18 protein-coding genes are annotated in these 23019 nt (G+C 66.4%); 9 read left to right on the top strand and 9 right to left on the bottom strand.

The features are described from left to right. Window positions 1-11 precede the first annotated feature (11 nt). Complete coding sequence (locus AMD14_RS25105) at window positions 12-164, top strand: hypothetical protein (RefSeq protein WP_003487226.1); 153 nt, start codon at window positions 12-14, stop codon at window positions 162-164. Between the two features lie 30 nt (window positions 165-194). On the opposite strand, the gene cysN is transcribed toward AMD14_RS25105, so the two are convergent. Both cysN and cysD read right to left on the bottom strand, forming a co-directional pair. After that, on the bottom strand, window positions 195-2171 hold the full coding sequence (gene cysN / locus AMD14_RS17270; RefSeq protein ID WP_011052197.1) for a sulfate adenylyltransferase subunit CysN: 1977 nt from the start codon (window positions 2169-2171) through the stop codon (window positions 195-197). Beyond that, on the bottom strand, window positions 2171-3079 hold the full coding sequence (cysD, locus tag AMD14_RS17275; RefSeq protein ID WP_011052198.1) for a sulfate adenylyltransferase subunit CysD: 909 nt from the start codon (window positions 3077-3079) through the stop codon (window positions 2171-2173). Before cysD ends, cysN begins: the two co-directional genes overlap by 1 nt. Before the next feature lie 180 nt (window positions 3080-3259). On the opposite strand from cysD, the gene AMD14_RS17280 reads away from it, so the two are divergent. The 3 genes from AMD14_RS17280 (at window position 3260) to AMD14_RS17290 (ending at window position 7644) form a co-directional block, all read left to right on the top strand. Next, the gene (locus AMD14_RS17280) at window positions 3260-5107 is read left to right on the top strand and encodes an assimilatory sulfite reductase (NADPH) flavoprotein subunit (protein WP_011052199.1); all 1848 of its coding nucleotides are present in this window, start codon (window positions 3260-3262) and stop codon (window positions 5105-5107) included. A 108-nt stretch (window positions 5108-5215) separates the two neighbouring features. Then, window positions 5216-6922 carry an assimilatory sulfite reductase (NADPH) hemoprotein subunit gene (gene cysI / locus AMD14_RS17285; RefSeq protein ID WP_011052200.1) on the top strand — a complete coding sequence of 569 codons (1707 nt, stop codon included), beginning with the start codon at window positions 5216-5218 and terminating at the stop codon, window positions 6920-6922. Next, on the top strand, window positions 6919-7644 hold the full coding sequence (locus AMD14_RS17290; RefSeq protein WP_011052201.1) for a phosphoadenylyl-sulfate reductase: 726 nt from the start codon (window positions 6919-6921) through the stop codon (window positions 7642-7644). Before cysI ends, AMD14_RS17290 begins: the two co-directional genes overlap by 4 nt. A 133-nt stretch (window positions 7645-7777) precedes the next feature. Here AMD14_RS17290 and AMD14_RS17295 read toward each other — a convergent pair whose 3' ends face one another. The 3 genes from AMD14_RS17295 to AMD14_RS17305 form a co-directional block, all read right to left on the bottom strand. Beyond that, window positions 7778-9376: a PepSY-associated TM helix domain-containing protein gene (locus tag AMD14_RS17295; protein WP_011052202.1), complete on the bottom strand. Its 1599-nt coding sequence runs from the start codon at window positions 9374-9376 to the stop codon at window positions 7778-7780. Then, window positions 9376-11379 carry a TonB-dependent receptor gene (locus AMD14_RS17300; protein ID WP_015472635.1) on the bottom strand — a complete coding sequence of 668 codons (2004 nt, stop codon included), beginning with the start codon at window positions 11377-11379 and terminating at the stop codon, window positions 9376-9378. Before AMD14_RS17300 ends, AMD14_RS17295 begins: the two co-directional genes overlap by 1 nt. A 195-nt stretch (window positions 11380-11574) precedes the next feature. Next, the gene (locus AMD14_RS17305; RefSeq protein ID WP_015472636.1) at window positions 11575-12012 is read right to left on the bottom strand and encodes a DUF2946 family protein; all 438 of its coding nucleotides are present in this window, start codon (window positions 12010-12012) and stop codon (window positions 11575-11577) included. Between the two features lie 303 nt (window positions 12013-12315). Here AMD14_RS17305 and AMD14_RS17310 point away from each other — a divergent pair, with 303 nt between their 5' ends. Beyond that, the gene (locus tag AMD14_RS17310) at window positions 12316-13512 is read left to right on the top strand and encodes a sensor histidine kinase (RefSeq protein WP_005922378.1); all 1197 of its coding nucleotides are present in this window, start codon (window positions 12316-12318) and stop codon (window positions 13510-13512) included. 843 nt (window positions 13513-14355) lie between these two features. Here AMD14_RS17310 and AMD14_RS17320 read toward each other — a convergent pair. Then, the gene (locus AMD14_RS17320) at window positions 14356-14637 is read right to left on the bottom strand and encodes a hypothetical protein (RefSeq protein WP_003487247.1); all 282 of its coding nucleotides are present in this window, start codon (window positions 14635-14637) and stop codon (window positions 14356-14358) included. Window positions 14638-14645: 8 nt separating this feature from the next. Beyond that, complete coding sequence (locus tag AMD14_RS17325) at window positions 14646-15629, bottom strand: LysR family transcriptional regulator (RefSeq protein ID WP_003487249.1); 984 nt, start codon at window positions 15627-15629, stop codon at window positions 14646-14648. A gap of 164 nt (window positions 15630-15793) precedes the next feature. Here AMD14_RS17325 and cobA point away from each other — a divergent pair, with 164 nt between their 5' ends. From cobA to AMD14_RS17345, 4 genes are all read left to right on the top strand, one after another. Then, the gene (gene cobA / locus AMD14_RS17330) at window positions 15794-16996 is read left to right on the top strand and encodes a uroporphyrinogen-III C-methyltransferase (RefSeq protein WP_015463560.1); all 1203 of its coding nucleotides are present in this window, start codon (window positions 15794-15796) and stop codon (window positions 16994-16996) included. Window positions 16997-17012: 16 nt separating this feature from the next. Then, complete coding sequence (cysK, locus tag AMD14_RS17335) at window positions 17013-17972, top strand: cysteine synthase A (protein ID WP_005914507.1); 960 nt, start codon at window positions 17013-17015, stop codon at window positions 17970-17972. Between the two features lie 296 nt (window positions 17973-18268). Further along, a complete protein-coding gene (locus tag AMD14_RS17340) occupies window positions 18269-18775 on the top strand; it encodes a methyltransferase family protein (protein ID WP_005922383.1) in 507 nt (168 codons plus the stop codon). Window positions 18776-18971: 196 nt separating this feature from the next. Beyond that, window positions 18972-19511: an O-acetyl-ADP-ribose deacetylase gene (locus AMD14_RS17345; RefSeq protein ID WP_005930441.1), complete on the top strand. Its 540-nt coding sequence runs from the start codon at window positions 18972-18974 to the stop codon at window positions 19509-19511. Window positions 19512-19716: 205 nt separating this feature from the next. Here AMD14_RS17345 and AMD14_RS17350 read toward each other — a convergent pair whose 3' ends face one another. Further along, window positions 19717-20721, bottom strand: coding sequence for a class I fructose-bisphosphate aldolase (locus AMD14_RS17350; RefSeq protein WP_003487259.1), 1005 nt, complete (start codon window positions 20719-20721; stop codon window positions 19717-19719). A gap of 616 nt (window positions 20722-21337) precedes the next feature. Next, on the bottom strand, window positions 21338-22804 hold the full coding sequence (pyk, locus tag AMD14_RS17355; protein ID WP_003487265.1) for a pyruvate kinase: 1467 nt from the start codon (window positions 22802-22804) through the stop codon (window positions 21338-21340). Between the last annotated feature and the right edge of the window lie 215 nt (window positions 22805-23019).

A 23019-nucleotide genomic window follows, 5' to 3' on the forward strand; every position in this document is an offset into this window, starting at 1 on the left:
CGCTTTGCACCATGACCAAAGACCCTTGCCGTCCTTGGCACGATGCGCTGGTCAGCGCGACCAAGACCCGGCTGCGCATTCGCCAGACGGGCGCAACCGGTCTGCAGCAACGGCATGTATGGGGTCATACACCGCCGCTGCGCACACTTACCGCGCTTGCCTGAGGACCGCCTGCCCTGCGGTGTTAGCCGTGCTTAGCGTTCCAGCCCCAGATATTCGAGCACATGGTGCGCCAGCGCCTCTACATTCTCACCATCGGCGTGAAGATGGATCTCCGGCGTCTGGGGTGCCTCGTACGGCGAGTCGATCCCGGTGAAATTGGGAATCTGGCCGGCACGCGCCTTGCGGTACAGCCCTTTCACGTCGCGCGCCTCGGCGACCGCCAGCGGCACGTCCACGAAGACCTCGATAAACTCGCCCTGGTCGAAGCGCTCGCGTGCCAGTTGCCGCTCGGCGCGGAACGGCGAAATGAAACTCACCAGCACGATCAGGCCGGCATCGGCCATCAGGCGGGCCACTTCGGCCACGCGACGGATGTTTTCCACGCGGTCTTCGTCGGTGAAGCCCAGATCGCGGTTGAGCCCGTGGCGCACGTTGTCGCCGTCCAGGATGAAGGTGTGATAGCCCAGCGCGTGCAGGCGCTTGTCCACCAGGTTGGCGACAGTGGACTTGCCGGCACCCGACAGCCCGGTAAACCACAACACGCGTGGCGCCTGGCCCTTGATGCGCGCACGCGCGCCGCGATCCACGTCCAGATGCTGCCAGTGCACGTTGCCGGCGCGGCGCAACGCGAATTCCAGCGTGCCGGCGGCCACCGTGGCATTGCTCTGCCGGTCGATCAGGATGAAACCGCCGAGCACGCGGTTGCGCGCATAGGGCGAGAACGCGATGGGCTCGTCCAGCGCCAGGTTGCAGTAGCCCACTTCGTTGAGCTCCAGCCGTTTGGCGGCCAGCCGCTCCTGCGTGTTCACATCGACCTTGTGCTTGATGTCGCTGACGCTTACGGCGACCGTGCGGGTGCCGATCTTGAGCCAGTACGGACGGCCGGGCAGCGACGCAGCATCGTCCATCCACAGCAGATGCGCGGCGAACTGGTCGGCCACTTCCGGCGGGTCGTCGATGGCGGCAATGATGTCGCCACGGCTGATGTCGATCTCATCGCGCAAGGTCAGCGTCACCGCCTGCCCGGCGCGCGCGCTGTCGACCTCGCCATTGGCATCGCGCACGCTTGCCACCTGCGTGCGGCGTCCGGACGGCACCACCACCACCGCATCGCCCGCACGCACCTGGCCGGCGGCAATCGTGCCCGCATAGCCACGGAACTGCGCGTTGGGGCGGTTGACCCATTGCACCGGCAGGCGCAGGCCGCTGGCGGCGTCCGGCGGCTCCAACTGCACGGTGTCCAGGTGCTGCAGCAGATGCGGGCCGCTGTACCACGGCATCCGCATCGAAGCGCTGGACAGATTTTCGCCCGCCAGCGCCGACAGCGGAATGCACTGCACCTGGCCGATGCCCAGCTGCGCGGCGAGCGCGGCGTAGCCTTCTGCGATGTCGGCGAACACCTGCGCGTCGTAGTCCACCAGGTCCATCTTGTTGACCGCCAGCACCACATGCCCGATGCCCAGCAACGACACGATGTAGCTATGCCTGCGGGTCTGCGTCAGCAGGCCCTTGCGCGCATCCACCAGCACCACCGCCACATCGGCAGTCGACGCGCCGGTGGCCATGTTGCGCGTGTACTGCTCGTGCCCGGGGCAATCGGCCACGATGAATTTCCGCCGGTCTGTATCGAAATAGCGGTAGGCCACATCGATGGTGATGCCCTGCTCGCGTTCGGCCGCCAGCCCATCCATCAGCAGTGCATAGTCGATGCGCCCGCCCTGGGTGCCATGCCGTCGGCTGTCGCTTTCCAGCGCGGCAAGTTGATCGTCGAACAGGCGCTTGCTGTCGTACAGCAACCGCCCGATCAGCGTGCTCTTGCCGTCGTCCACACTGCCGCAGGTGATGAAGCGCAGCAGCGGCTTGGATTCGTGTTGATGGAGGTAGGCACCGATGGTGCCGGGAATCGGGAATCGGGAATCGGGAATCGCAACGGTGGTGCCCTCCCTCACTGCATCCGCGGCAATCTGCTGTTCCGATTCTCCATTCCCGATTCCCCATTCGCTGCCCATCAGAAATACCCCTCAAGCTTCTTCTGTTCCATCGAGGCGCCCGGGGCGTGGTCGATCATGCGGCCCTGGCGCTCGGAGCTGGTGTTGACCAGCATTTCGGCGATGACCGCTTCCAGCGTGTCGGCGTTGGAGTCGATGGCGCCGGTGAGCGGGTAGCAGCCCAGCGTGCGGAAGCGCACCGAGCGCAGTTGCGGGGTTTCGCCCGGGTGCAGCGGCAGGCGCGCGTCGTCGACCATGATCCAGGCACCATCGCGCTCCACCACCGGGCGCGGGGCGGCGAAGTACAGCGGCACCACCGGAATCTTCTCGCGGTAGATGTACAGCCAGATGTCCAGCTCGGTCCAGTTGGAGAGCGGAAACACACGCACGCTTTCGCCCGGACCGGTGCGCGCGTTGTACAGATTCCACAACTCCGGGCGCTGGTTCTTCGGATCCCAGCGGTGGCGCGCAGTGCGAAACGAAAAGACGCGCTCCTTGGCGCGCGATTTCTCTTCGTCGCGGCGTGCCCCGCCGATCGCCGCATCGAAGCCGCCGTGCTCCAGGGCCTGCTTCAGGCCCTGGGTTTTCATGATGTCGGTGTGCACGGCGGCACCGTGGCTGATCGGGCCAACGTCCTGCATAACGCCGTCGGGGTTGATGTGCACGCGCAGGTCCACCCCGGTCTCGGCCGCGCGGCGGTCGCGGAAGGCGATCATCTCGCGGAACTTCCAGCGTGTGTCGATATGCAGCAGCGGGATCGGCGGCCGCGACGGCGCGAACGCCTTGAGCAGCAGGTGCAGCAGCACCGAGCTGTCCTTGCCCACCGAATACAGCATGACCGGAACCCGGAACTCGGCGGCGACTTCGCGCAGGATGTGGATGCTTTCGGCTTCGAGCCGGTCGAGATGGGACAGCGGCGGCAGAGTCATCGGGATATCGTGGATGTCGGCGGGCAGACCAGCCGATGGTAGGGCAAGGCGCCGCAGTGTGTGCCGCCCTGATGACTGCACGAAATAAGCGCCCGGCATAACGCGATAACGGCAATTCCTTTCTGGTGGGCGCAACGCTTCCCTAACATCGTCACTCTCATCACCCCCCCCCGGATCCGAATGACCGCCGCCAGTTCCGCGCTACCGCCCAGCCCCTTGCCCGACGAGCGCAAGGTGCTGCTGGACCGGTTGGTCGACGGCCTGGACACCGCATCGCTGTGGTGGCTGTCCGGCTACGCTGCCGGGCTGGCGCAGGGCCATCCGCCGCGCTCGCTGGCGGTGTTGCCGGGCGGACAGGCGCACCCACTCGCCCAGGAAGGCCAACGCCTGACCGTGGTGTACGGCAGCCAGACCGGCAATGCCCGTCGCGAGGCAGAGCACCTAGCCGCCGAGGCCGAAGCCGCGGGTCTGAGCGTGCGCCTGGTGCGCGCCGACGCCTACCCCACCCGCGAGCTGGCCAGTGAGCGGCTGTTGTATGTGGTGATCAGCACCCAGGGCGAAGGTGACCCGCCAGACGATGCGATCGGCCTGGTGGAATTCCTGAGCAGCCGGCGCGCGCCTAAGGTGCCCGAGCTCAAGTACGCGGTCCTGGGCCTGGGCGATTCCAGTTATGCCGATTTCTGCGGTATTGCCCGGCGCATCGACGAGCGCCTGGCCGAACTGGGCGGCAGCCGCGTGCAGCCGCGCGGCGAAGCCGATCTGGACATCGACAGCGTTGCCCTGCCGTGGCGCGCACAGGCGCTCACGCATGCGCGCGAGCAGCTCAAGGGCGGCCTGCACTCGGCCACGGTCACGCCGCTGCGCAGCAGCCCGGCCACGCCGGTGTGGTCGCACCAGCAGCCGTTCGCCGCCGAGTTGTTGTCCAATCAGATCATCAGCGGACGCGACTTCAAGGGCCCGGGATTTCGCGTCTATGCGGCGCCCGGCAAGCGCGTGCGGCATCTGGAATTTTCGCTGCAAGGCAGCGGCCTGAGCTATGAGCCGGGCGACGCGCTGGGCATCCGCCACCGCAATCCGCCCGCATTGGTCGATGCGGTGCTGCAGACCTTGCGGTTGGACGGCGATGCCGCGGTCACCATCGGCGAGCAGACATTGGAATTGCATGCATGGCTCGCCACCCAGCGCGAACTGACCAAGCTGTCGCGGCCGTTCCTCACCGCACATGCCGAGCGCGCAGGCGCGCAAGAACTGCAAGCGCTGCTCGCCCCCACCCAGACTGCCGGCCTGGCGTCGCTGCTCGCCGATCATCAAGTGATCGACGTGCTGCGCCGCTGGCCGGCGGATTGGGACCACGCCGGCCTGCTCGCCGCGCTGCGTCCCCTCACCCCGCGGCTGTACTCCGTCGCCTCCAGCCGCAAGCGCGTGGGCGATGAAGTGCATCTGACCGTGGACGAGGTCACCTACCAGGCGCATGGGCATGCGCATCTGGGTGCGGCCAGCGGCTTTCTGGCCGCGCTTGGCGAAGGCGACACCGCGCCGGTCTACATCGAACCGAACGAGCGCTTCCGGGTACCGGCCGATGCCGATCGCGACATCCTGATGATCGGCCCGGGCACCGGCGTGGCGCCGTTCCGCGGCTTCGTGCAGGAGCGCGCGGAAACCGGCGCCAAGGGCCGTAACTGGCTGTTCTTCGGCGCCCAGCATTTCAATACCGATTTCCTGTACCAGGCCGAATGGCAGCTGGCCCTGCGACGCGGCGAGTTGCACGCGCTGGATCTGGCGTTCTCGCGCGACCAGGCCGAAAAGCTCTACGTGCAACATCGCCTGCGCGCGCGTGGCGCCGAGGTCTATGCCTGGCTGCAGGGCGGCGCGCACGTGTATGTGTGCGGCGCCACCAGCATGGGCAAGGACGTGCATGCGGCCCTGCTCGACATCGTCGCCACCCACGGCGCCCAGGATGCCGAGGCCGCCGCCGCGTATCTCACCCAACTGCAGGTGGAGGGACGCTATGCACGGGATGTCTATTAGTGCCGGGAATCGCGAGTGGGGAATCGGGAATGGGAAGAGCCCATGTCCGAGTTCTTCCGACCAACTGCGCCGCTTTTCACGATTCCCCATTCCCGATTCTCGATTCTCATGAGCCACTCCGTCGAAGACATCAAATCCGAGAGCCGCCGTCTGCGTGGGTCGCTGGAACAGAGCCTGGCCGATGCGGTGACCGGTGCGTTGCGTGAGGACGATCAGACCTTGATCAAGTACCACGGCAGCTACCAGCAGGACGACCGCGATATTCGCGACGAGCGGCGGCGGCAGAAGCTGGAGCCGGCGTACCAGTTCATGATCCGCACGCGCACGCCGGGCGGGGTGATCACGCCCACGCAATGGCTGGCACTGGATGGCATCGCCACCCGCTACGCCAATCATTCGCTACGCATCACCACGCGCCAGGCATTCCAGTTTCATGGCGTGATCAAGCGCGAATTGAAGGCCACCATGCAGGCCATCAATGCCACTCTGATCGATACGCTGGCCGCCTGCGGCGATGTGAATCGCAACGTGCAGGTGGCCGCGAATCCGCTGCTGTCGCAGGCGCATGCCACGCTGTATGCCGATGCCGCGCGCGTTTCCGAACACCTGTTGCCCAACACGCGGGCGTACTACGAAATCTGGCTGGACGAAGAGCGCGTGTCCGGCTCCGGCAGCGAGGACGAGCCGATCTATGGCGAGCGCTATCTACCGCGCAAATTCAAGATCGGTTTCGCCGCACCGCCGCTCAACGATGTGGACGTGTTCGCCAACGATCTGGGCTTTATCGCTATCCTGCGCGATGGGCAGTTGCTGGGCTACAACGTCAGCATCGGTGGCGGCATGGGCGCCTCGCACGGCGATGCCGAGACCTGGCCGCGCGTGGCCAACGTGATCGGCTTCGTGACCCGCGAACAGTTGCTGGATATCGCCACTGCGGTGGTCACCACGCAACGCGACTTCGGCAACCGTGCGGTGCGCAAGCGCGCACGCTTCAAGTACACCATCGACGACCACGGGCTGGACACCATCGTGGCCGAGATCGCACGCCGCGCCGGCTTCGCACTGCAACCGGCGCAGCCGTTCGCGTTCGACCACAACGGCGACCGCTATGGCTGGGTCGAAGGCGAAGACGGGCTATGGCATCTGACCCTGTCGCTGCCGGCCGGCCGCATTGCCGACACCGATACCGCAGCGCATCTGAGTGGGTTGCGCGCAATCGCGCAGTTGAACGTTGGCGAGTTCCGCATGACGCCCAACCAGAACCTGGTGATCGCCGGCGTACTGGCCAGCGAGCGCGCACGCGTCGATGCGCTGGTGGCGCACTACGGGCTGGACGCCGGCAACCAGTCCGCCACTGCCTTGGCGCGCGGCGCAATGGCCTGCGTGGCACTGCCGACCTGTGGCCTGGCAATGGCCGAGGCCGAGCGCTATCTGCCCGATTTCGGCGCGGCGCTGCAGCCGCTGCTGCAACAGCACGGCCTGGCCGAGACGCCGATCGTGCTGCGCTTGTCCGGCTGCCCGAACGGCTGCTCGCGCCCGTATCTTGCCGAGATTGCGCTGGTCGGCAAGGCGCCCGGGCGCTACAACCTGATGCTGGGTGGCGACCGTCGCGGGCAGCGGCTCAATACGCTGTATCGCGAAAACATCACCGAGCCGGAGATCCTGGCCGCGTTGGAACCGCTGTTGGCGCGCTATGCCGCCGAACGCGACCACGCCAACGATGAAGGCTTCGGCGATTTCCTGCATCGCGCCGGGGTGATCGCATTGCCGCCCTACCCCACGCACCGTCGCCTCGACCTGGAATTGCTCGCATGACCGCGCTGCCTGCTGCATCGATCACTTCTTCCGCGTTCGACGATCTGGACGCGCTCAATGCGCAGCTGGAAGGGCTGCGTGCCGATCAACGCGTGGCCTGGGCGCTGCAGCACGGCCCGCAGAACGCGGCCTTGTCGTCCAGCTTCGGCGCGCAATCGGCGGTTACCTTGCATCTGCTCAGTCAGCAACGTCCGGACATCCCGGTAATCCTGATCGACACCGGTTATCTGTTTCCGGAAACCTACCGTTTTGCCGATGCCTTGACCGAGCGACTCAAGCTCAATCTCAAGGTCTATCGCCCGCTGGTCAGCCGCGCCTGGATGGAAGCGCGCCACGGCCGCCTGTGGGAGCAAGGCATGGTCGGCATCGATCAATACAACAATCTGCGCAAGGTCGAACCGATGCGCCGGGCCTTGAACGAACTCGACGTGGGCACCTGGTTTACCGGCCTGCGCCGCAGCCAGTCCGGCGGCCGCGCGCAGACGCCGATCATGCAGAAGCGCGGCGAGCGTTACAAAATCAGCCCGATCGCCGACTGGACCGATCGCGATGTGTGGCAATACCTGCAAGCGCACGACCTGCCGTATCACCCGCTCTGGGAACAAGGCTACGTGTCCATCGGCGATTTCCACACCACGCGTCGCTGGGAGCCCGGCATGCGCGAAGAAGACACGCGCTTTTACGGTCTCAAGCGCGAGTGCGGCATCCACGAAGATATCTAGCGTCAGCGGTCCATTGCCAGTTGCGCTTGTACGAGTGACGCTTCACCCGCATGTGCGGCAGCTGCATGCGCATGCTGCATCCAGGATGCAACGGCAGTGCGCTGCGAGCTGCACTCATGCACCGGCGCACGCATCACCCCGCCGACGCATCGGCGTGAGCGCGCCGCATCCAGTAACGATCGAACGCCCACATCAGCAACAACGACAGGCCGACCAGCGGGAAGATCAGCCCGCACAGCACCAGCAACGCCATCAGGCCGCGTAGCGTGCGCGGGTCGGCAGGCAACGGCGGTACGCCCAAGCCACCGCTGGGGCAGCGCTTCCACCACATCACCGCCGCGCTGACGCACAACAGCACGATGGCGATGCAGACGAACAACAGGATCAACTGATTGGCAGTGCCGTATTGCTGCCCCAGGTGCACGTTGATGCCCCATTCCAACAGCTTGGCCAGCGGCCCGTAGTCGCGATAGCGCATGTCCAGCAGTACCGCACCGCTGTACTGATCCAAATGGATCACCCGCTGCCGCTGCAGATCGGCCGGGTACACCGACGCGGTATAGACCCCGGTCGCACCACGCGGCGGCGCCACGCTATATCCCGGCAGGATGCCGCGTGCCTCGAAACGCGCCATCGCTGCGTCCAGACCGATCGCGCCGCGTCCCGGCGCAGCGAATCCAGCGGAATCGCCGTGATCGGCATGTGCGTTGTCTGCCGAGTGCGCGTGCTCCGACTGGCCAGGGTGCGCTGCGTGTTCTTCGTGGCCTGCATGCGCTGCGTTCGCTGGGAGCGCTCCGTGCCCGGAGTGCCCGGAGTGCTCAAAATGCTCGTCGCCCATCTGCAACGCACGTGCTTGCTGACCATGCGCGTGCTCATCCACCGCGCCAGTTCGCTGTGCAGGCACCACAGATTCCGGCAGGCGCGCCTGCCGCAACGACCACGCTGGCTCGCCACTGTCGGCCAAGCGCTGCTGCGACATCGGCTGCTGCACGCGCAGCCCGGCCGGATAGCCGAAATCATGCCCATTGGCCCAGCGATTGACCTGCGCGCCCCATAGCCACGACCACGGCATGCCGGTCAGCGCCAGAAACAGCAGGATCGCACCGACCCCGGCACCGGTCACTGCGTGCAGGTCGCGCCAGAACAGCCGCTGTTTCGGTTTGCCACGCACACTGATCACGCCGCCGCGTCGCCCGCGCGGCCACCACAGATACACCCCCGTGAGCACCAGCACGATGGCCCATCCGCCGGCCATTTCGATCAGGCCGCGGGCATATGGCCCCACCAGCGCAAGACTATGCAGCCGGCGGATCGTCCAGCTGAGCGTGCCGTGCTCGGGCAGGGCGCCCAACACCCGCGCACGGTACGGATCGACATACGCCACCCGCCGCATGCCGTGCGCATCCACCAGCCCGATCTCGGCGCTCGCATCGGCGCGTTTGGGCGTGGTGTACACAAACAAGCTGCCGCCGTAGCGCCCTTGTGCAGCGGCAACCAACTGCTGTGCGGGCAGGCGCGCATCGCCTATCGGCACCACCTTCAACCCGTGGTGCACGCTGCGGTCGATGGCGTCCTGGTACAGGAACGCAGCCCCGGTCACCGCCAGCCAGATGATGAAAGGCAGCACGAGCAGCCCGGCATAAAAATGCCAGCGCCACACCGCGCGATAGAAGCGCCAGCGGCTACCCTGGCGTGCCTCGGCGACGCCTCCCCGATCGTTGATTGCAGACATCAGAAGCTCCAATCCCACGACACCGACAACGCACGCCCATCGCCGGGTGAGTAACCGGAGCTGCCACTGTCGTACCAGGCGTACACATACGCACGATCGGTGACGTTGCGTAGCTGCAGGCTGAGCGCATTGCGCGCATCCACGGCCCAGCGCGCGCCCAGATTGAGCAAGGCGTAGCCACCGGTGCGGCCCAGCGTGTTGGTGCGTTCCAGGTAGTAATCGCCTTGCGCATTGCCCCAGGCGCTCACCTGCACCGATGAACCGACCTGCCACTCCAGCCCGGCGGTGGCCAACCAGTGCGGCACGTTTTCGATTTCCTTGCCGCGCGTGGCCGGGGCGCTCGGATCGGGCGTGGCGATGCTGGCCTTCTGCCGCGAATACGAGACCCACGCGCGCCAATGCTCAGCCGGCTGCACGTTGAGCTGGGCATCCCACCCGCGCCGCAGCGTACGGCCGACATTGGCCACATCGCCGATGCCTACCACGCCATTGACACCGAAAACAGTCGCCACCTCCCCGGATGCGCGCTGCTCCCAATACGCCAGGCGCCCGTCCACCAGGGCCGACGGCGCGAACTTGAAGCCGGTCTCCCAACCGTCGTTGATCGAGGGCCCCAGGTTGCCGGGCTGGCGACGGTAGGCGCCATCGCCGCTGCCGATCTGGAACGTACGTCCCCAGTTCGCATACACGCTGCTCTGCTCGCCCACGCGGTAGCTCGCACTGAACTTGGGTTGCTTGATGGTGCCGTAGTCGTAGGTTGGCGCAATGCTGCCGGCCAGCACGTCATGCAGGTGTCCATCGACACGATCGATGCGATACCCCGGCACCAGCTGCAAGCGCGCAATGGGGGTCAGCACGGCCTGCACATACGCGCCACGCGTGCGCAGATCGTAGTCCCAATCGCGCAGCTTTGCCCCGCGCACACGGGCCACGGTGCGATACCGCTGCGACTGGTTGTCCTGCCACTGCGCATCCACCCCGGCTTCCAGGTTGGCCTGCAGCGCGCCCCAGTCCGGCTGCCAGTTGCTACGCAGCAACAGCCCGCGATGGGTTTCGTCGGTATCGCGTTCCTGCTGCAGCCCGGCCGCAGAAAACCGCACCCAGCGTTGGTTGCGGTAGTCGTTCTGGTAGGCCTTGGCGCTCCATTGCGCCTGCTCGCCGAGCGCACCGTCCGCATGCAACGCAGTCTGGCGCACACGACGCTCGCTGCGGTCGTTCTGCGCATAGTCCGGCGAGCTGCGCGGCGCCGCACGCGCGGTGGCGGCGTCCAGATAGCCGGCTTCCAATGCGTGGTTGTCGTAGTACCGCGTGGTGAGCCCTGCGCGGAATGCACCGTCCGGGTCGGTGTAGAACCACTTGCCCGCCACGCTGCGTTTGCGTGCGTCGGCATGATCGCGATACCCGTCCGAGTCGCGCCAGGCCAGCACATAGTTCTGGCTCCAGGCGCCCTGTTCGAACCCTTTGCTGAGTTGCACCTCGCGCGCATCGAAGCTGCCGGCCGTCACGCTCAAGCGGCCGTCGTTGCCGCCGGTACGGGTGAGCACGTCCACGCTGCCGGCAATGGCATTCAAGCCATAGCGCGCGTCGTTGGTGCCGCGCACGATCTCGATGGCGCTGATGTCCTGCGCAAACACCGCGTCCAGGTACGGCATGGCGCCGGCATTGTCGTTGCTGGGGATGCCGTCGATCAGCAGTTTCACCGCATTGATGCGTCCCTCGCCATTGAATCCGCGGAACGAAAAGCGCCCCGCATCGGTGCCCATGCGGAACTGGGTGACCTGCACCCCGGGCGCGCGCATCAGCAGTTCCCAGCTGTAGTCCACATGTTGATCGTGCAGCAGCTCGCCGCCGATCACATCCACCGAGCTCAGCACGCGCGCCGTGCTCGGGCTGCGCTGCGCGTGTTCGCTCACCTGCACCTTGCCCAGCGTGAGTGCCGCGTCTTGCGCCTGCACATCGCATGCAGGCCCCCACACCAGCGCCAACGACGGCGCATACCACATCGTTTTCAACAACCGCAGACGCATGACCAACCCTTCGCCGTGACTGCACGGCCGCACAGCCGTACGCTGCCACCGTCGCGGCGCGCATCGGCATCATTCGATAAGACGCGAGTCGCCCGCACTGCCCGGCAGGGACGCCGAACACCTCAGGCGCGCACGGGGCATCGCTGCGTGGACGCCCGCACAGGGGCCACCTTATGCGGCCAGCGGTGGTCCACGTGCGCCGAGTGCGGCCCATCGAAAGACCGAGCGTGCGCCTGCCTGGGTGAGCACCGGAGCCGGCGCCGGCCGCGGTTGCAGCAGGCACAGCAACGCCACGATCAGCAATGGCAGCAACCGTGCGGCCAAGACGCAGTAATCGCAGGCGTGCCCATGCGTCGCTGCGTCGTGGGTGCGGGCGTGCTGCATGTTCGCTACGGCGCCGGAGTGCGCGTCCGCAGCCAGACCGGCCGGCTGGGTTCGATGACCGGCATGCAGCGCGCGCGCTGCAGACAACGCTGGAACACCCATGCACATCGGCTCGATCGGCTGCGCCTGGCTCCAGCGGCTGATCAGCGGTGCGACCAGCATTAGCGCCACCGCCAGACAGGCAAGCAGGGGCAACAACCGATGGCGACGGGACAAACGCAGCATGCGTCGAAGTGTAAGCCGCCACGCAAGCCGGGGCGATGGTCGCGGCCGATGCGCGACCGCATGTCGCACCCGGCTGGCCCGGTCACACCCGGATGACCCGCGCCCAGGCATGCGCCGGAGCCGGCACGCCAGAACCGGATGGGCCAGCCGCTGCAGCCCCAAGCCCGTTTACCGCACGCCGGCCTCGTCCACGCGCCGCCGTCCTGGTCGGCAGTCACAGTTTCGTCCGACCTCTGTGACCGCAGACACATGAAGGGCCTTGGCATGCCCTATGCTTGCCGCTTCCACCCTGTAGCTACGCGCATGAGTACCGTCCTGTCCGATCGAGCGGCCGAGCCGCTTCCCTGCGCACCCAAGCCCCCCAGCGAAGCATTGCGTCTGCAGGCGCTGCGCAGCTACGGCATTCTCGACACCCCGCGCGAAGCGGCCTTCGAAGACATCACCCGGCTTGCCTCGATCATTTGCCAGACGCCGATCGCGCTGATCAGCCTGGTCGATGCGGACCGCCAGTGGTTCAAGAGCGAGCTGGGGATGGGCGAGCGCGAGACCCCGCTGTTCAAGTCGATGTGCGCGCATGCGCTGCTCGACAACGATGTGCTGGTGGTGCCCGACACGCGCGAAGACATCCGCTTTGCGCGCAACCCACTGGTCACCGGCGAGGCGCCGCTGCATTTCTATGCAGGTGCCTTGTTGAAGACACCAGACGGCCTGCCGCTTGGCACGGTCTGCGTGCTCGACCGGAAACCGCGCCAGCTCACCGACGAGCAGGTGGAAGCCCTGCGCGCATTGGCACGCCAGACCATGGCGCAGCTGGAATTTCGGCGCGCACTGGCAATCGCAGAGGAATCCGATCGCTACCGCAGCCGCCTGATGGCCATCGCCGGGCACGATCTGAAGACCCCATTGCGCACTGCCGCCTACGCCATCGACAAGATGCGCCGGCACGCCGACGTCGACGCCGTTCCCAACCTGGTCGCTGCGCGCGATGCGATCAGCCTGGTCGGCCGCAGCCTGGACGAGCTGGCCACGCTGGCGGCCGCGAGCAAGGCCGCCATGCCGGACCTGCAGCCACTGCAGCTGGAAGACGTGCTGCATTCGATCCTCGGCGTGTGGCGTCAACCAGCCATCGACAAGTACCTGGCCCTTCGCTATGTGCACACCTCGCTGCGCGTGCGCAGCCACCCCACGCTGCTGACCACCTTGATCGGCAACCTGGTCGGCAATGCCATCAAGTACACCGAACGCGGCCGCGTGCTGGTCGGCACCCGCCGCCGTCCCGGTTTTGCGGAAGTGAACATCATCGACAGCGGCATCGGCTTGAACATGGACCAACCCGAGCAGGTCTTCCAGGCGTTCCGCCAGGCCGACCCGCGCAGCGACGGTTTGGGCATCGGCCTGTGGATCGTGCATCGCACTGCCGAGACATTGGGCTGCGAAGTGGACGTGCGTCCGCGCCCGCAGGGCGGCACCTGTTTTTCGGTGCGGATTCCATTGGCCTAAAGATGTGTGGCCCGCAGCGTGTTCGGGCTGCGCGGCGAACGCCTGGGGTTTACCGGTTGGGGCAGCGGTCTGCGGCCAGACCAGAACGCGCGGCCACTCCATCCCGTCGCGCCGACGTCGCAGCAGCCGACACCACATGCCACGCGAAAGCCCGCGTCAGCGGCGATCGCGGAGACCCGGCGGCTCGCCGCAGGCATGGAAACCAGCGCCGGCCCGGATCGCGCACTGTCTGCAGTGGCATGGCACGTCTGAGCGGTGTTCCATCTTCAACCGAGGTGCCGCTGCGGTACAAAAAAGGCGGACCCGGGCTCCCGACCCGGGTCCGCCGCCAAGCACGCCAGGCCTCTCCCCAGGGACCCGGATGCGCCAGCCGCTCTGTGCACAGCCTCGCGCAACAGCGATGCGACAGCGCTAGCAACCTTCGACGACACCGCGAAACACACCGGCGATGCGATCACCTGCATCGCCAGCTCTGCGCCGTCCACCCCTAGACGTCCGAGAGTGTCGCGTCATGGTTGCTATAAGGGTTTTCGACAACGCAGCACGCAACTTGATGCGCCCGGTAGACGCCAACTGCATCGCCCTGACACGGGTAGGGAAAATCACCCACAGCACACGCTGCGGCGCAGTTGGGCACATGCGCATCGCCTTGATCCTATAGACATTTTTTCGGGGCAGTTGCGCTGCAGCCCAGCACCGGCGTCATCGCGAACGCACCGATCGCACCGCCAGGCAGCCAGTACCTGGAACGGATATGCACACACGTCCAGTCCCACTCCTGTGCGCTGTCTACACCGCCTGACGACTGCTCGCGAGAGTGTGCTAGCCGCCCATATCGCAGCGTCAGACGTCGGACGCAGCCGCATCCTGGCGCGCGAACCACTCCGCCGAATGCACATCCTCGGCCGCAACGTCCAGCGCCTTGCGCAGCACCGCCAGCGGGATCTGCACACGCGTGCTGCCCGCCTGCACGGCCACCCATAACGCTTCGTCGCGCGGGTCGGCCAGCACCGTCAGTACCTCATGCTCGCGGCCCTCGATGCTGGCCGATAGTTGCAGCGACATGCCGCCGTCCGGCTCGGACGACCACAGTCTGCTCAGTGCCGGACGCAGTGGCTCGGTCATCGTGCCGCTCAGCTGGTGATGGTCTGGGTCAGCGATTCCCAGGTCGGCGGCAGGGGCCAGTTCGGTGCCTGATTGCCGTCCAGCACCCGGCGCAGATCGCGCTTGTCGATTTGCGGCGCGAGCACATGCACCAGATCCAGGGCGTAGTCGCGCAGGACGCGGTCGCGCGGCAGCACCGCCCAGGCGATGCACTCGGCAATCGGCGCGGGCGCCGGCCAGGCGCGCAGATCCTCGTCGAAGGCGTTGACCGCCATTTCCGCGACCAATCCCACGCCAAGCCCTGCGCGCACATAGGTCTTGATCAGGTCGGCATCCAGCGCGGTCAGCGCGATGCTCGGCTCCAGTCCCACCTGCGCAAACGCGCGCTGCAGCGAGGAGCCCGGCCGGGTGGAGGATTCGTAACTGATCAGCGGATGTTCGGCCAGCGCATGCATGTCCGGCGCCGTGCGTGGGTGATCCAATGCATGCCCCCGCGGCACCACCACCAGCCGCCGCCAGCGGTATAGCGGCACTGCGATGCCGGCGCTCGGCTCGCCACCGGCGGTGCTGACCACCGCGATGTCCGCATCGCCCTGGCTCAGCAGATCCAGGGCCGCACTTTCGGCGGCCTGCTGCAGATGCACGCTCACTTGCGGGTAGGCATTCTTGATCTGCGCCACCGCCGGCGGCAGCACGAAGCGGGCCTGGGTATGGGTGGTGGTCAGGGTCAGCTGGCCCTGGCTTTCGCGGCGCTGGTTGGCGGCATAGGTGCGGATGTTGTTGGCCTCCGACAGCACTGCACGCGCGCGCTCGATCACTTCCACACCGGCCGGCGTCACGGCATCCAGGCTGCGCCCCTTGCGCACGAACAGCAGAAAGCCGAGTTCGTCCTCCAACTGCTTGAGCTGCTTGGACAGGCCAGGCTGGGTCGCATGCACGCGCGCGGCGGCCAGGGTGATGTTCAGCTCGGCATCGGCGATGGCCACCAGATAGCGAAGTTGGGTCAGCGTCATGGCTTATATCCAAAAAAGCGCGAGGCGCTACAAGGGATTCGACTGTAGAGGAGTTCTGCGGGCCAGCTTATAACCGAACGCTATTTTTAGGATGTATGAAGTCATTTCCGACGGCTATAAGCCGGCGTTACGGTCTGGCCCTCCCCCAACGATGCTGCCGAACCGTGACTCCTGCGTTCCCGCTGCTTGCCGACCTGCGTGGCCGTGCCGTCCTGGTGGTCGGCGGCGGCGCCGACGCCGAGCGCGCCACTGGCCAGTTGCTGCAGGCCGGTGCGCTGCCGCTGGTCGGCGCGCCCGAGCTCACGGCGCAGTTGCGGCACTGGGCGCAGGCAGGCCGGCTGCGCTGGTTGGCCGGTCGGTTCGACCCGGCATGGCTGGCGCAGTCCGACCAACCGCTATGGCTCACCATCGCCGCCAGCGAATCGGCAGCGCTCAACGACGCCCTGCGCCAAGCAGCAAGTGCCCATCGGCTGCTGACCCACGCCGCAGCGCCTGCGGCGTCCGCAACGGTTCCTGCGCGCTCCACAGGACCGCGCAGCGCGATCGGCACGCTGGCGCCCGGCAACGTGAGCCTGGTCGGCGCCGGCCCCGGCGATCCGGGCCTGCTCACCCGGCATGCGCTGCGCGCACTGCGTCAGGCCGAGGTGGTGCTGCACGACCGCCTGGTCAGCCCGCAGATCCTGCGCCTGGCTCGGCACGGCGCGCACCTCATCGAGGTCGGCAAGTCGGCGCAAGGCCATAGCACCCGGCAGGAACAGATTCACGGCCTGATGCTGGAACACGCCCGGGCCGGTCGCCGCGTGGTACGGCTGAAGGGCGGCGACCCATTCGTGTTCGGCCGCGGCGGCGAAGAGCTGGAATTCCTGCGCGCGCACGGCATCGGCTTCCAGGTGATTCCCGGCATCACCGCCGCCATCGCCTGCGCCGCCTATGCCGGCATTCCGCTCACCCACCGCGACCATGCGCAATCGCTGCGGCTGATCACCGCGCACTGCAAGGATTCGCTGGACACGCTGGATTGGCAGGCGCTTGGCCAGGAACGCCAGACCCTGGCGTTCTACATGGGCGTGGCCGGTCTGGACGCCATCCAGCAACGTCTGCTGCAGGCCGGCCGCGCACCCACCACCCCGTTCGCGCTGGTCGAAAACGGCTCGCGCCCGCAGCAACGGGTAATCACCGGTACGCTCGCCAGCCTGGCCGCCAGCGCCCGGCAGCACGCCGTGACCGCACCGGCGCTGCTGATCCTGGGCGAGGTAACGGCACTGGCGCAGACGCTGCATTGGTTCGGCAGCGCGCCGCTGAGCGCCTCGCCGCCGCACTCACCCGGCGCAACGCCCCACACGCCCACACTGGCCCACGCAGCCTGATTCCGACGGAGACCCCATGGCCCTGTACGACAACATTCTCGACACCATCGGCCGCACCCCGGTGGTCAAGCTCCAACGCCTCGCCCCGGATAACGTGACCTTGTACGTCAAGGTCGAATCGTTCAATCCCGGCGGCTCGGTCAAGGACCGGCTGGCGCTGGCGATCATCCTGGACGCCGAACAGCGCGGCCTGCTCAAGCCCGGCGACACCATCGTCGAAGCCACCTCCGGCAACACCGGCGTGGCACTGGCCATGGTGGCCGCAGCACGCGGCTACAAGTTCGTCGCCACCATGGTGGAAACCTTCTCCATCGAACGCCGCAAGCTGATGCGTGCCTATGGCGCCAAGGTCATCCTGACGCCGGCTGCCGAGCGCGGCAGCGGCATGGTGCGCAAAGCGAAGGAGCTGGCCGAACAGCACGGCTGGTTCCTGGCCAGCCAGTTCGCCAATCCGGCCAACCCGGCCTACCACCGCAACACCACCGCTGCCGAGATCCTGCGCGATTTCGCCGGCCACCGGCTGGACCATTTCGTCACCGGCTGGGGCACCGGCGGCACCCTCACCGGCGTGGGCGAGGTCCTGAGCGTTGCGCGCCCGGAAGTGCGCATCACCGCCTCGGAGCCGGCTGGCGCCGCCTTGCTGCAAGGCCAGGACTGGAAACCGCACAAGATCCAGGGCTGGACCCCGGACTTCATACCCGAGGTGCTCAACCGCGAGGTCGCCCATGAGGTGCTGAGCGTGGAAGACACCGACGCCATCACCGTGGCGCGGCGCCTGGCCGCCGAAGAAGGCATCTTCACCGGCATCTCCGGCGGTGCCACCGTCGCCACCGCGCTGCGCGTGGCAGAAGGCGCGGTGCCTGGCGCCGTCATCCTGGCGATGCTGCCCGACACTGGCGAGCGCTACTTCTCGACCCCGCTCTTCGCCGACATCAACGAAGGCTCCGACGACGACTGGCTGGCCGGGCTGCCCTGATCGGGCGCAGTTGATGACCAGACCTGAAGCCGCGCAATGCGCGGCTTTTTGGCCACGGCTGAACAGTGTATTTGCGCCGGAAGACGCCGCGTCGCGGCGGGCACCTCATGCTCGCGATCCGTGACCGCCTCGAGGCGAAAGCGCACGCGGTATTGCCGAAACCAAGGACGTGGCAGCGCGCCCGGCACGCCTTGCGCTAGGCGCAGCTCCGTTCTGTTTCCAGCTACAGACACGCCCGCACTCCCGCCCATGTCAAGGAAACGTTAGGATGGCGGCCGCGATGTAGGGAGAGATGTGTGAGCAACCAGCCGTATGGACACAGCGAGACCCGCGCCGCGCGGGCGCCATGGCTGGTAAAAATGACCTCCCCGGTCCACTTCGCGCTCGCCCTGGGGCTGGGCGCATGGCTGCAAGAGGCGCTGGATCTGCCGCTCCCCCCTCCCACGCCACTGGCCTGGATCGAAGTGGCTGGCGGCGGCATCGCCTGTCTCGGCCTGGCGCTGGCGGTGAGCTGCTTCATCCTGTTTGCGCGTCGGCGCACCACCATCATGCCCAGCGGTCATCCCTCGCGCCTGGTGCTGGACGGCCCGTATCGCGTCACCCGCAACCCGATGTACCTGGCCTTGGTGCTGAGCTACGTCGGCCTATGCCTGCAACTTGGCCTGCTGTGGGCGGTTGTGTTGGTGCCGCTGCCGTGGCTTGCGCTGCAGCGCTATGTCATCCCGTTCGAAGAGGCGCGTCTACGCGCCGAATTCGGCCGCCACTACAACGACTACTGCGTAAGCGTCCGCCGCTGGTTGTAGCCGCAACACGCATCACCTCGCGCGTGACAATGATTGCTGCCGATCGCTCCAAGAGAGCGCCCGGCCCGACACGGGACGGCATGCATTCACCCCGTCAGACAGTCGCAGCAGGTGAGATGAATGGCCGATAGCGTGCCGATTCCGCAGCGTGCTCCCCATCACGCGCCCATCATGCAATTCGCATAATTATCGCGCTATGAGAATCGAAGTCTGGCAAGGCGACATCACCGAACTCGACGTCGACGTCATCGTCAACGCCGCCAACGAATCCCTGCTCGGCGGTGGTGGCGTCGATGGCGCCATCCACCGTGCCGCCGGCCCGCGCTTGCTGGAAGCCTGCGAAGCACTGCCGCAAGTGCGTCCAGGCGTGCGTTGTCCCACCGGCGAAATCCGCATCACCGACGGCTTCGATCTGAAGGCACGCCACATCTTTCATACCGTTGGCCCGGTGTGGCGCGACGGCAGGCATAACGAGCCCGAACAGCTGGCCAATTGCTATTGGCAATCGCTGAAACTCGCCGAACAGATGATGCTGCACTCGATTGCGTTCCCGGCGATCAGCTGCGGGATTTACGGCTACCCGCTGCATCAGGCGGCCCGCATCGCCGTGACCGAAACGCGCGATTGGCAGCGCTCGCACAAGGTGCCCAAGCACATCGTCTTGGTGGCCTATAACGAGGCGACCTATAAGGCCTACCAGCAAGCGTTGGCGACGCAGGAAACTGCGGCGGCCTGAGATTGGATTGACGTGGGCAGCATGTCGCATCGACCGGCTGGATGAGCAATCCATGGAGCGATGTTGATTGAGCAAAGGGCGCCGAGCGGCGCCCTTTGCGTTTTCGCGCGGCATCGAACCCGTGGATGCAGCAAACAAAAACGCCGGCATGCTGCCGGCGTTTTTGTTCTATCGATGCGGCGGCCTTGCAGCCCTCATCAATCGATCAACCCTTCCACTTACCCAGCGCGGCCAGGCCGTTTTCCTTCGCGCGCTCGTAGATGACCTGCTGCGCCTTGGCGAAGTTGCCGGTCATGTCCTTGGCCCACAGCTTCAGCGCGGCCTGCTGCATGGCGCGGCCGTAGGAGAAGCTCAGCGGCCAGGGCAGATTGCCGAGCTGGTGCATTTCGTTGAGGTGGGCGGTGGACTGCTCGTCGGTCTGGCCGCCGGACAGGAACACGATGCCCGGCAGGATCGCCGGCACGGTGGACTTCAGGCACATCACGGTGGATTCGGCCACCTCTTCGATACTGGCCTGCTCTTCGCAGCTCTTGCCGGAGATCACCATCGAGGCCTTCAGGATGGTGCCCTCGAGCACGACGTTCTGCTCATACAGCGCACCGAACAGCGAGCGCAGCGTGGCTTCGGTCACTTCGTAGCAGGTTTCGATGTCGTGGCTGCCGTCCATGATCACTTCCGGCTCGACCATCGGCACCAAGCCTTGTTCCTGGCACAGCGCAGCGTAACGCGCCAGCGCATGCGAGTTGGCCTCGATGCAGGTGCCGGACGGAATGTCTTCGCCGATATTGATGACCGCACGCCACTTGGCGAAGCGCGCACCCAGCGTGTAGTACTCCTCCAGACGCGCACGCAGGCCGTCCAGGCCTTCGGTCACCAGCTCGCCCGGCATGCCGGCCAGCGGCTGCGCGCCCTTGTCGACCTTGATGCCCGGGATGATGCCGTGGGCGGTCATGTACTCGGCGAACGGCACGCCATCCTTGGTCTTCTGACGGATGGTCTCGTCGAACAGGATGGCGCCGGAGATGTAGTCGCTCAGCTTGGGCGTGGTCAGCAACAGTTCGCGATAGGCGCGACGGTTCTCTTCGATGTTCTCGATGCCGACGCTGGCAAAACGCTTGGCGATCGTGCTGGTCGATTCGTCGATGGCGATGATGCCCTTACCCGGGGCGACCATCGCCTGGGCGGTTTCGGCAAGCTGTTCGATGCTCATGTAGTTCCTGTGGCAGCTGCGGGGGAGAACGAAAGTATAGCGACGAAAGTCGTACACATTCCTTCACGGAATGCCTGCAACCGATTACACGTGCGTGCGTGACAGGATGTGTGGTGCTGCTCGCACGCGGGAATCGGGAATCGGCAAAGCCGAGCATGGTGCGCGGCGTGGCGCGTGCGCTGCTGGGATGCACATGGCTGCAGTGACTGCGCTGGCGCGTTGATACCGAGCCATGCGTGAGTTAGCTGGCACCTTGAGGGTTGGCCGCGTTGCTGCTTCGTCTGTCGCCACAGAGCTGCGCCTGCGGCATGACTTACATCGTGGACAGCGTCTTGTTCCGCCATCACCAGCACCGTTGCAACAGCGCGCGTGTGAGGTGGTGGGCATTGGGTACTCGCCGGATCCGGCCGTTGACCAACGATCCGGCGACGCCCGGGCGCACCCGGGCGCGACGGGCATGCCCGATACAGCCCGTCGCGCCCGGGTGCGCTCCTACGTGTTGCTGGCGCGCGCCCAGCGGCCAGGTCGCCACATCGCACGACGGCGGCCCTGGGGCCGCCGTCGTGTGGCGCGTCTGTTCCGGCTCAGGTCATGCGCCGGATGCGGTCGACAGGCGTTACAGCTCGCCCAGACCGGTGGCGCGGCCGTCTTCGCCCACTTCCAGCAGGCGCAGCGTGTTGGTGGCGCCGTGGGTTTCCATGTGCTCGCCACTGGTAAAGACCACGCGGTCGCCAGGCCCCATGCGCTCGTTCTCCACCAGCAGGCGGATCGCCGCACGTGCGGCCTCGCGCGGGGTCAGGCCGCGGCTGTCGAAGCTGATCGGGAACACGCCACGCATCATCGCCATCTGGCGGCGTGCGCCATCGTGACGGGTGAAGGCGTAGATCGGCATATTGGAGCGGAAGCGCGACAGGAAGCGCGGCGTGCCGCCGGATTCGGTCAACGCCACCACGCCGCCCAGGCCGATGTGCTCGGACAGGAACATGGTCGCCATCGCAATCGCCTGGTCGGCGCGCTGCAGATTGCGTTGCGCCGCTTCGAAGTCGGTATCGAACTCGAACTGGTGTTCGGCCCCCAGACAGATGCGCGCCATCGCTTCCACCGCACGCACCGGGTAGGCGCCGGCGGCGGTCTCGGCCGAGAGCATCACCGCGTCGGTGCCGTCGATGACCGCGTTGGCCACGTCCAGCACTTCGGCGCGGGTGGGGATCGGGCTTTCGACCATCGACTGCAGCATCTGCGTGGCGGTGATCACCACCTTGTTCTGCGCCAGCGATTCGCGAATGATCTTCTTCTGCAGGCCCGGCAATTCGGCGTCGCCGATTTCAACGCCCAGGTCGCCACGCGCCACCATCACCACATCGGAGGCTTCGACGATCTCGACCAGGTTTTCGATCGCCTCGGTGCGCTCGATCTTGGACACCAGTTGCGCATCGCAGCCATGCTGCTGGGCGATCTGACGTGCGTCGTGCATGTCCTGCGCGTTACGACAGAACGACACCGCGATGAAGTCCACGCCGATCTTGGCAACGATGCCGATCAGTTCCTTGTCGCGTTCGGTCAACGCGCCCAGCGACAGACCACCGCCCTGCTTGTTGAGGCCCTTGCGGTCGGACAGCACGCCATCGTTCAACACCTTGGTGACGATGCGCGCGCCCTGCACATCGGTGACCTGCAACTGCATCAGGCCATCGTCGAGCAGCAGGACGTCGCCGGCGGTCACGTCCTGCGGCAGACCCAGATAGCTGACGCCAACCTGTGTCTGGTCGCCAGCCGGCGCGTTGGCATCGGCCACCAGGTCGAAGCGATCGCCCATGGTCAGCTTGATCTTGCCTTCGGCAAAACGTTCGATACGGATCTTCGGGCCCGGCAAGTCGGCCAGGATGCCGACTTCGGCACCGACGCGGGCCGCAGCGGCACGCACTTCGGCGGCACGCTTGGCCTGGCCGGAGGGGTCGCCATGGCTGAAGTTGAGGCGCACCACGTTGACGCCCGCCTTGAACAGCGTATCCAGCACACCGGGCGCATCCGTTGCCGGTCCGAGGGTGGCGAGGATCTTGGTGCGGCGTTGACGTTCTTTCATGATGGCCTCCCTGTAAAAGCCGCGAAACTTAACACACACGTCACGTACCGAGGATGGCATTGCGGCATAGCCTTCCTCCGATTCCGGCATGTCTTACAGACAGTGCGGGACAGTACGTACGCCTGCGCCCGCGCTGCCATGAGCAAGGCGAACGGTCGCCACCCTAACCCGGCAGCGGTGAAGCGTGTTCTGCGCGCTGCGAACCGCATTTGCAG

The sequence above is a fragment of the Xanthomonas citri pv. citri genome, from assembly GCF_000961215.1.
Classification (GTDB): domain Bacteria; phylum Pseudomonadota; class Gammaproteobacteria; order Xanthomonadales; family Xanthomonadaceae; genus Xanthomonas; species Xanthomonas cissicola.

Coding starts and splice junctions, on each gene's coding strand:
- AMD14_RS17300 (WP_015472635.1), bottom strand. CDS start 11,379: ATGTGGTATGCGCCGTCGTTGGCGCTGGTGTGGGGGCCTGCATGCGAT.
- cysK (WP_005914507.1), top strand. CDS start 17,013: ATGGCCCTGTACGACAACATTCTCGACACCATCGGCCGCACCCCGGTG.
- AMD14_RS17320 (WP_003487247.1), bottom strand. CDS start 14,637: ATGACCGAGCCACTGCGTCCGGCACTGAGCAGACTGTGGTCGTCCGAG.
- AMD14_RS17305 (WP_015472636.1), bottom strand. CDS start 12,012: ATGCTGCGTTTGTCCCGTCGCCATCGGTTGTTGCCCCTGCTTGCCTGT.
- pyk (WP_003487265.1), bottom strand. CDS start 22,804: ATGAAAGAACGTCAACGCCGCACCAAGATCCTCGCCACCCTCGGACCG.
- AMD14_RS17290 (WP_011052201.1), top strand. CDS start 6,919: ATGACCGCGCTGCCTGCTGCATCGATCACTTCTTCCGCGTTCGACGAT.
- AMD14_RS25105 (WP_003487226.1), top strand. CDS start 12: ATGACCAAAGACCCTTGCCGTCCTTGGCACGATGCGCTGGTCAGCGCG.
- AMD14_RS17345 (WP_005930441.1), top strand. CDS start 18,972: ATGAGAATCGAAGTCTGGCAAGGCGACATCACCGAACTCGACGTCGAC.
- AMD14_RS17295 (WP_011052202.1), bottom strand. CDS start 9,376: ATGTCTGCAATCAACGATCGGGGAGGCGTCGCCGAGGCACGCCAGGGT.
- cysD (WP_011052198.1), bottom strand. CDS start 3,079: ATGACTCTGCCGCCGCTGTCCCATCTCGACCGGCTCGAAGCCGAAAGC.
- cysI (WP_011052200.1), top strand. CDS start 5,216: ATGAGCCACTCCGTCGAAGACATCAAATCCGAGAGCCGCCGTCTGCGT.
- AMD14_RS17310 (WP_005922378.1), top strand. CDS start 12,316: ATGAGTACCGTCCTGTCCGATCGAGCGGCCGAGCCGCTTCCCTGCGCA.
- AMD14_RS17325 (WP_003487249.1), bottom strand. CDS start 15,629: ATGACGCTGACCCAACTTCGCTATCTGGTGGCCATCGCCGATGCCGAG.
- cysN (WP_011052197.1), bottom strand. CDS start 2,171: ATGGGCAGCGAATGGGGAATCGGGAATGGAGAATCGGAACAGCAGATT.
- AMD14_RS17280 (WP_011052199.1), top strand. CDS start 3,260: ATGACCGCCGCCAGTTCCGCGCTACCGCCCAGCCCCTTGCCCGACGAG.
- AMD14_RS17350 (WP_003487259.1), bottom strand. CDS start 20,721: ATGAGCATCGAACAGCTTGCCGAAACCGCCCAGGCGATGGTCGCCCCG.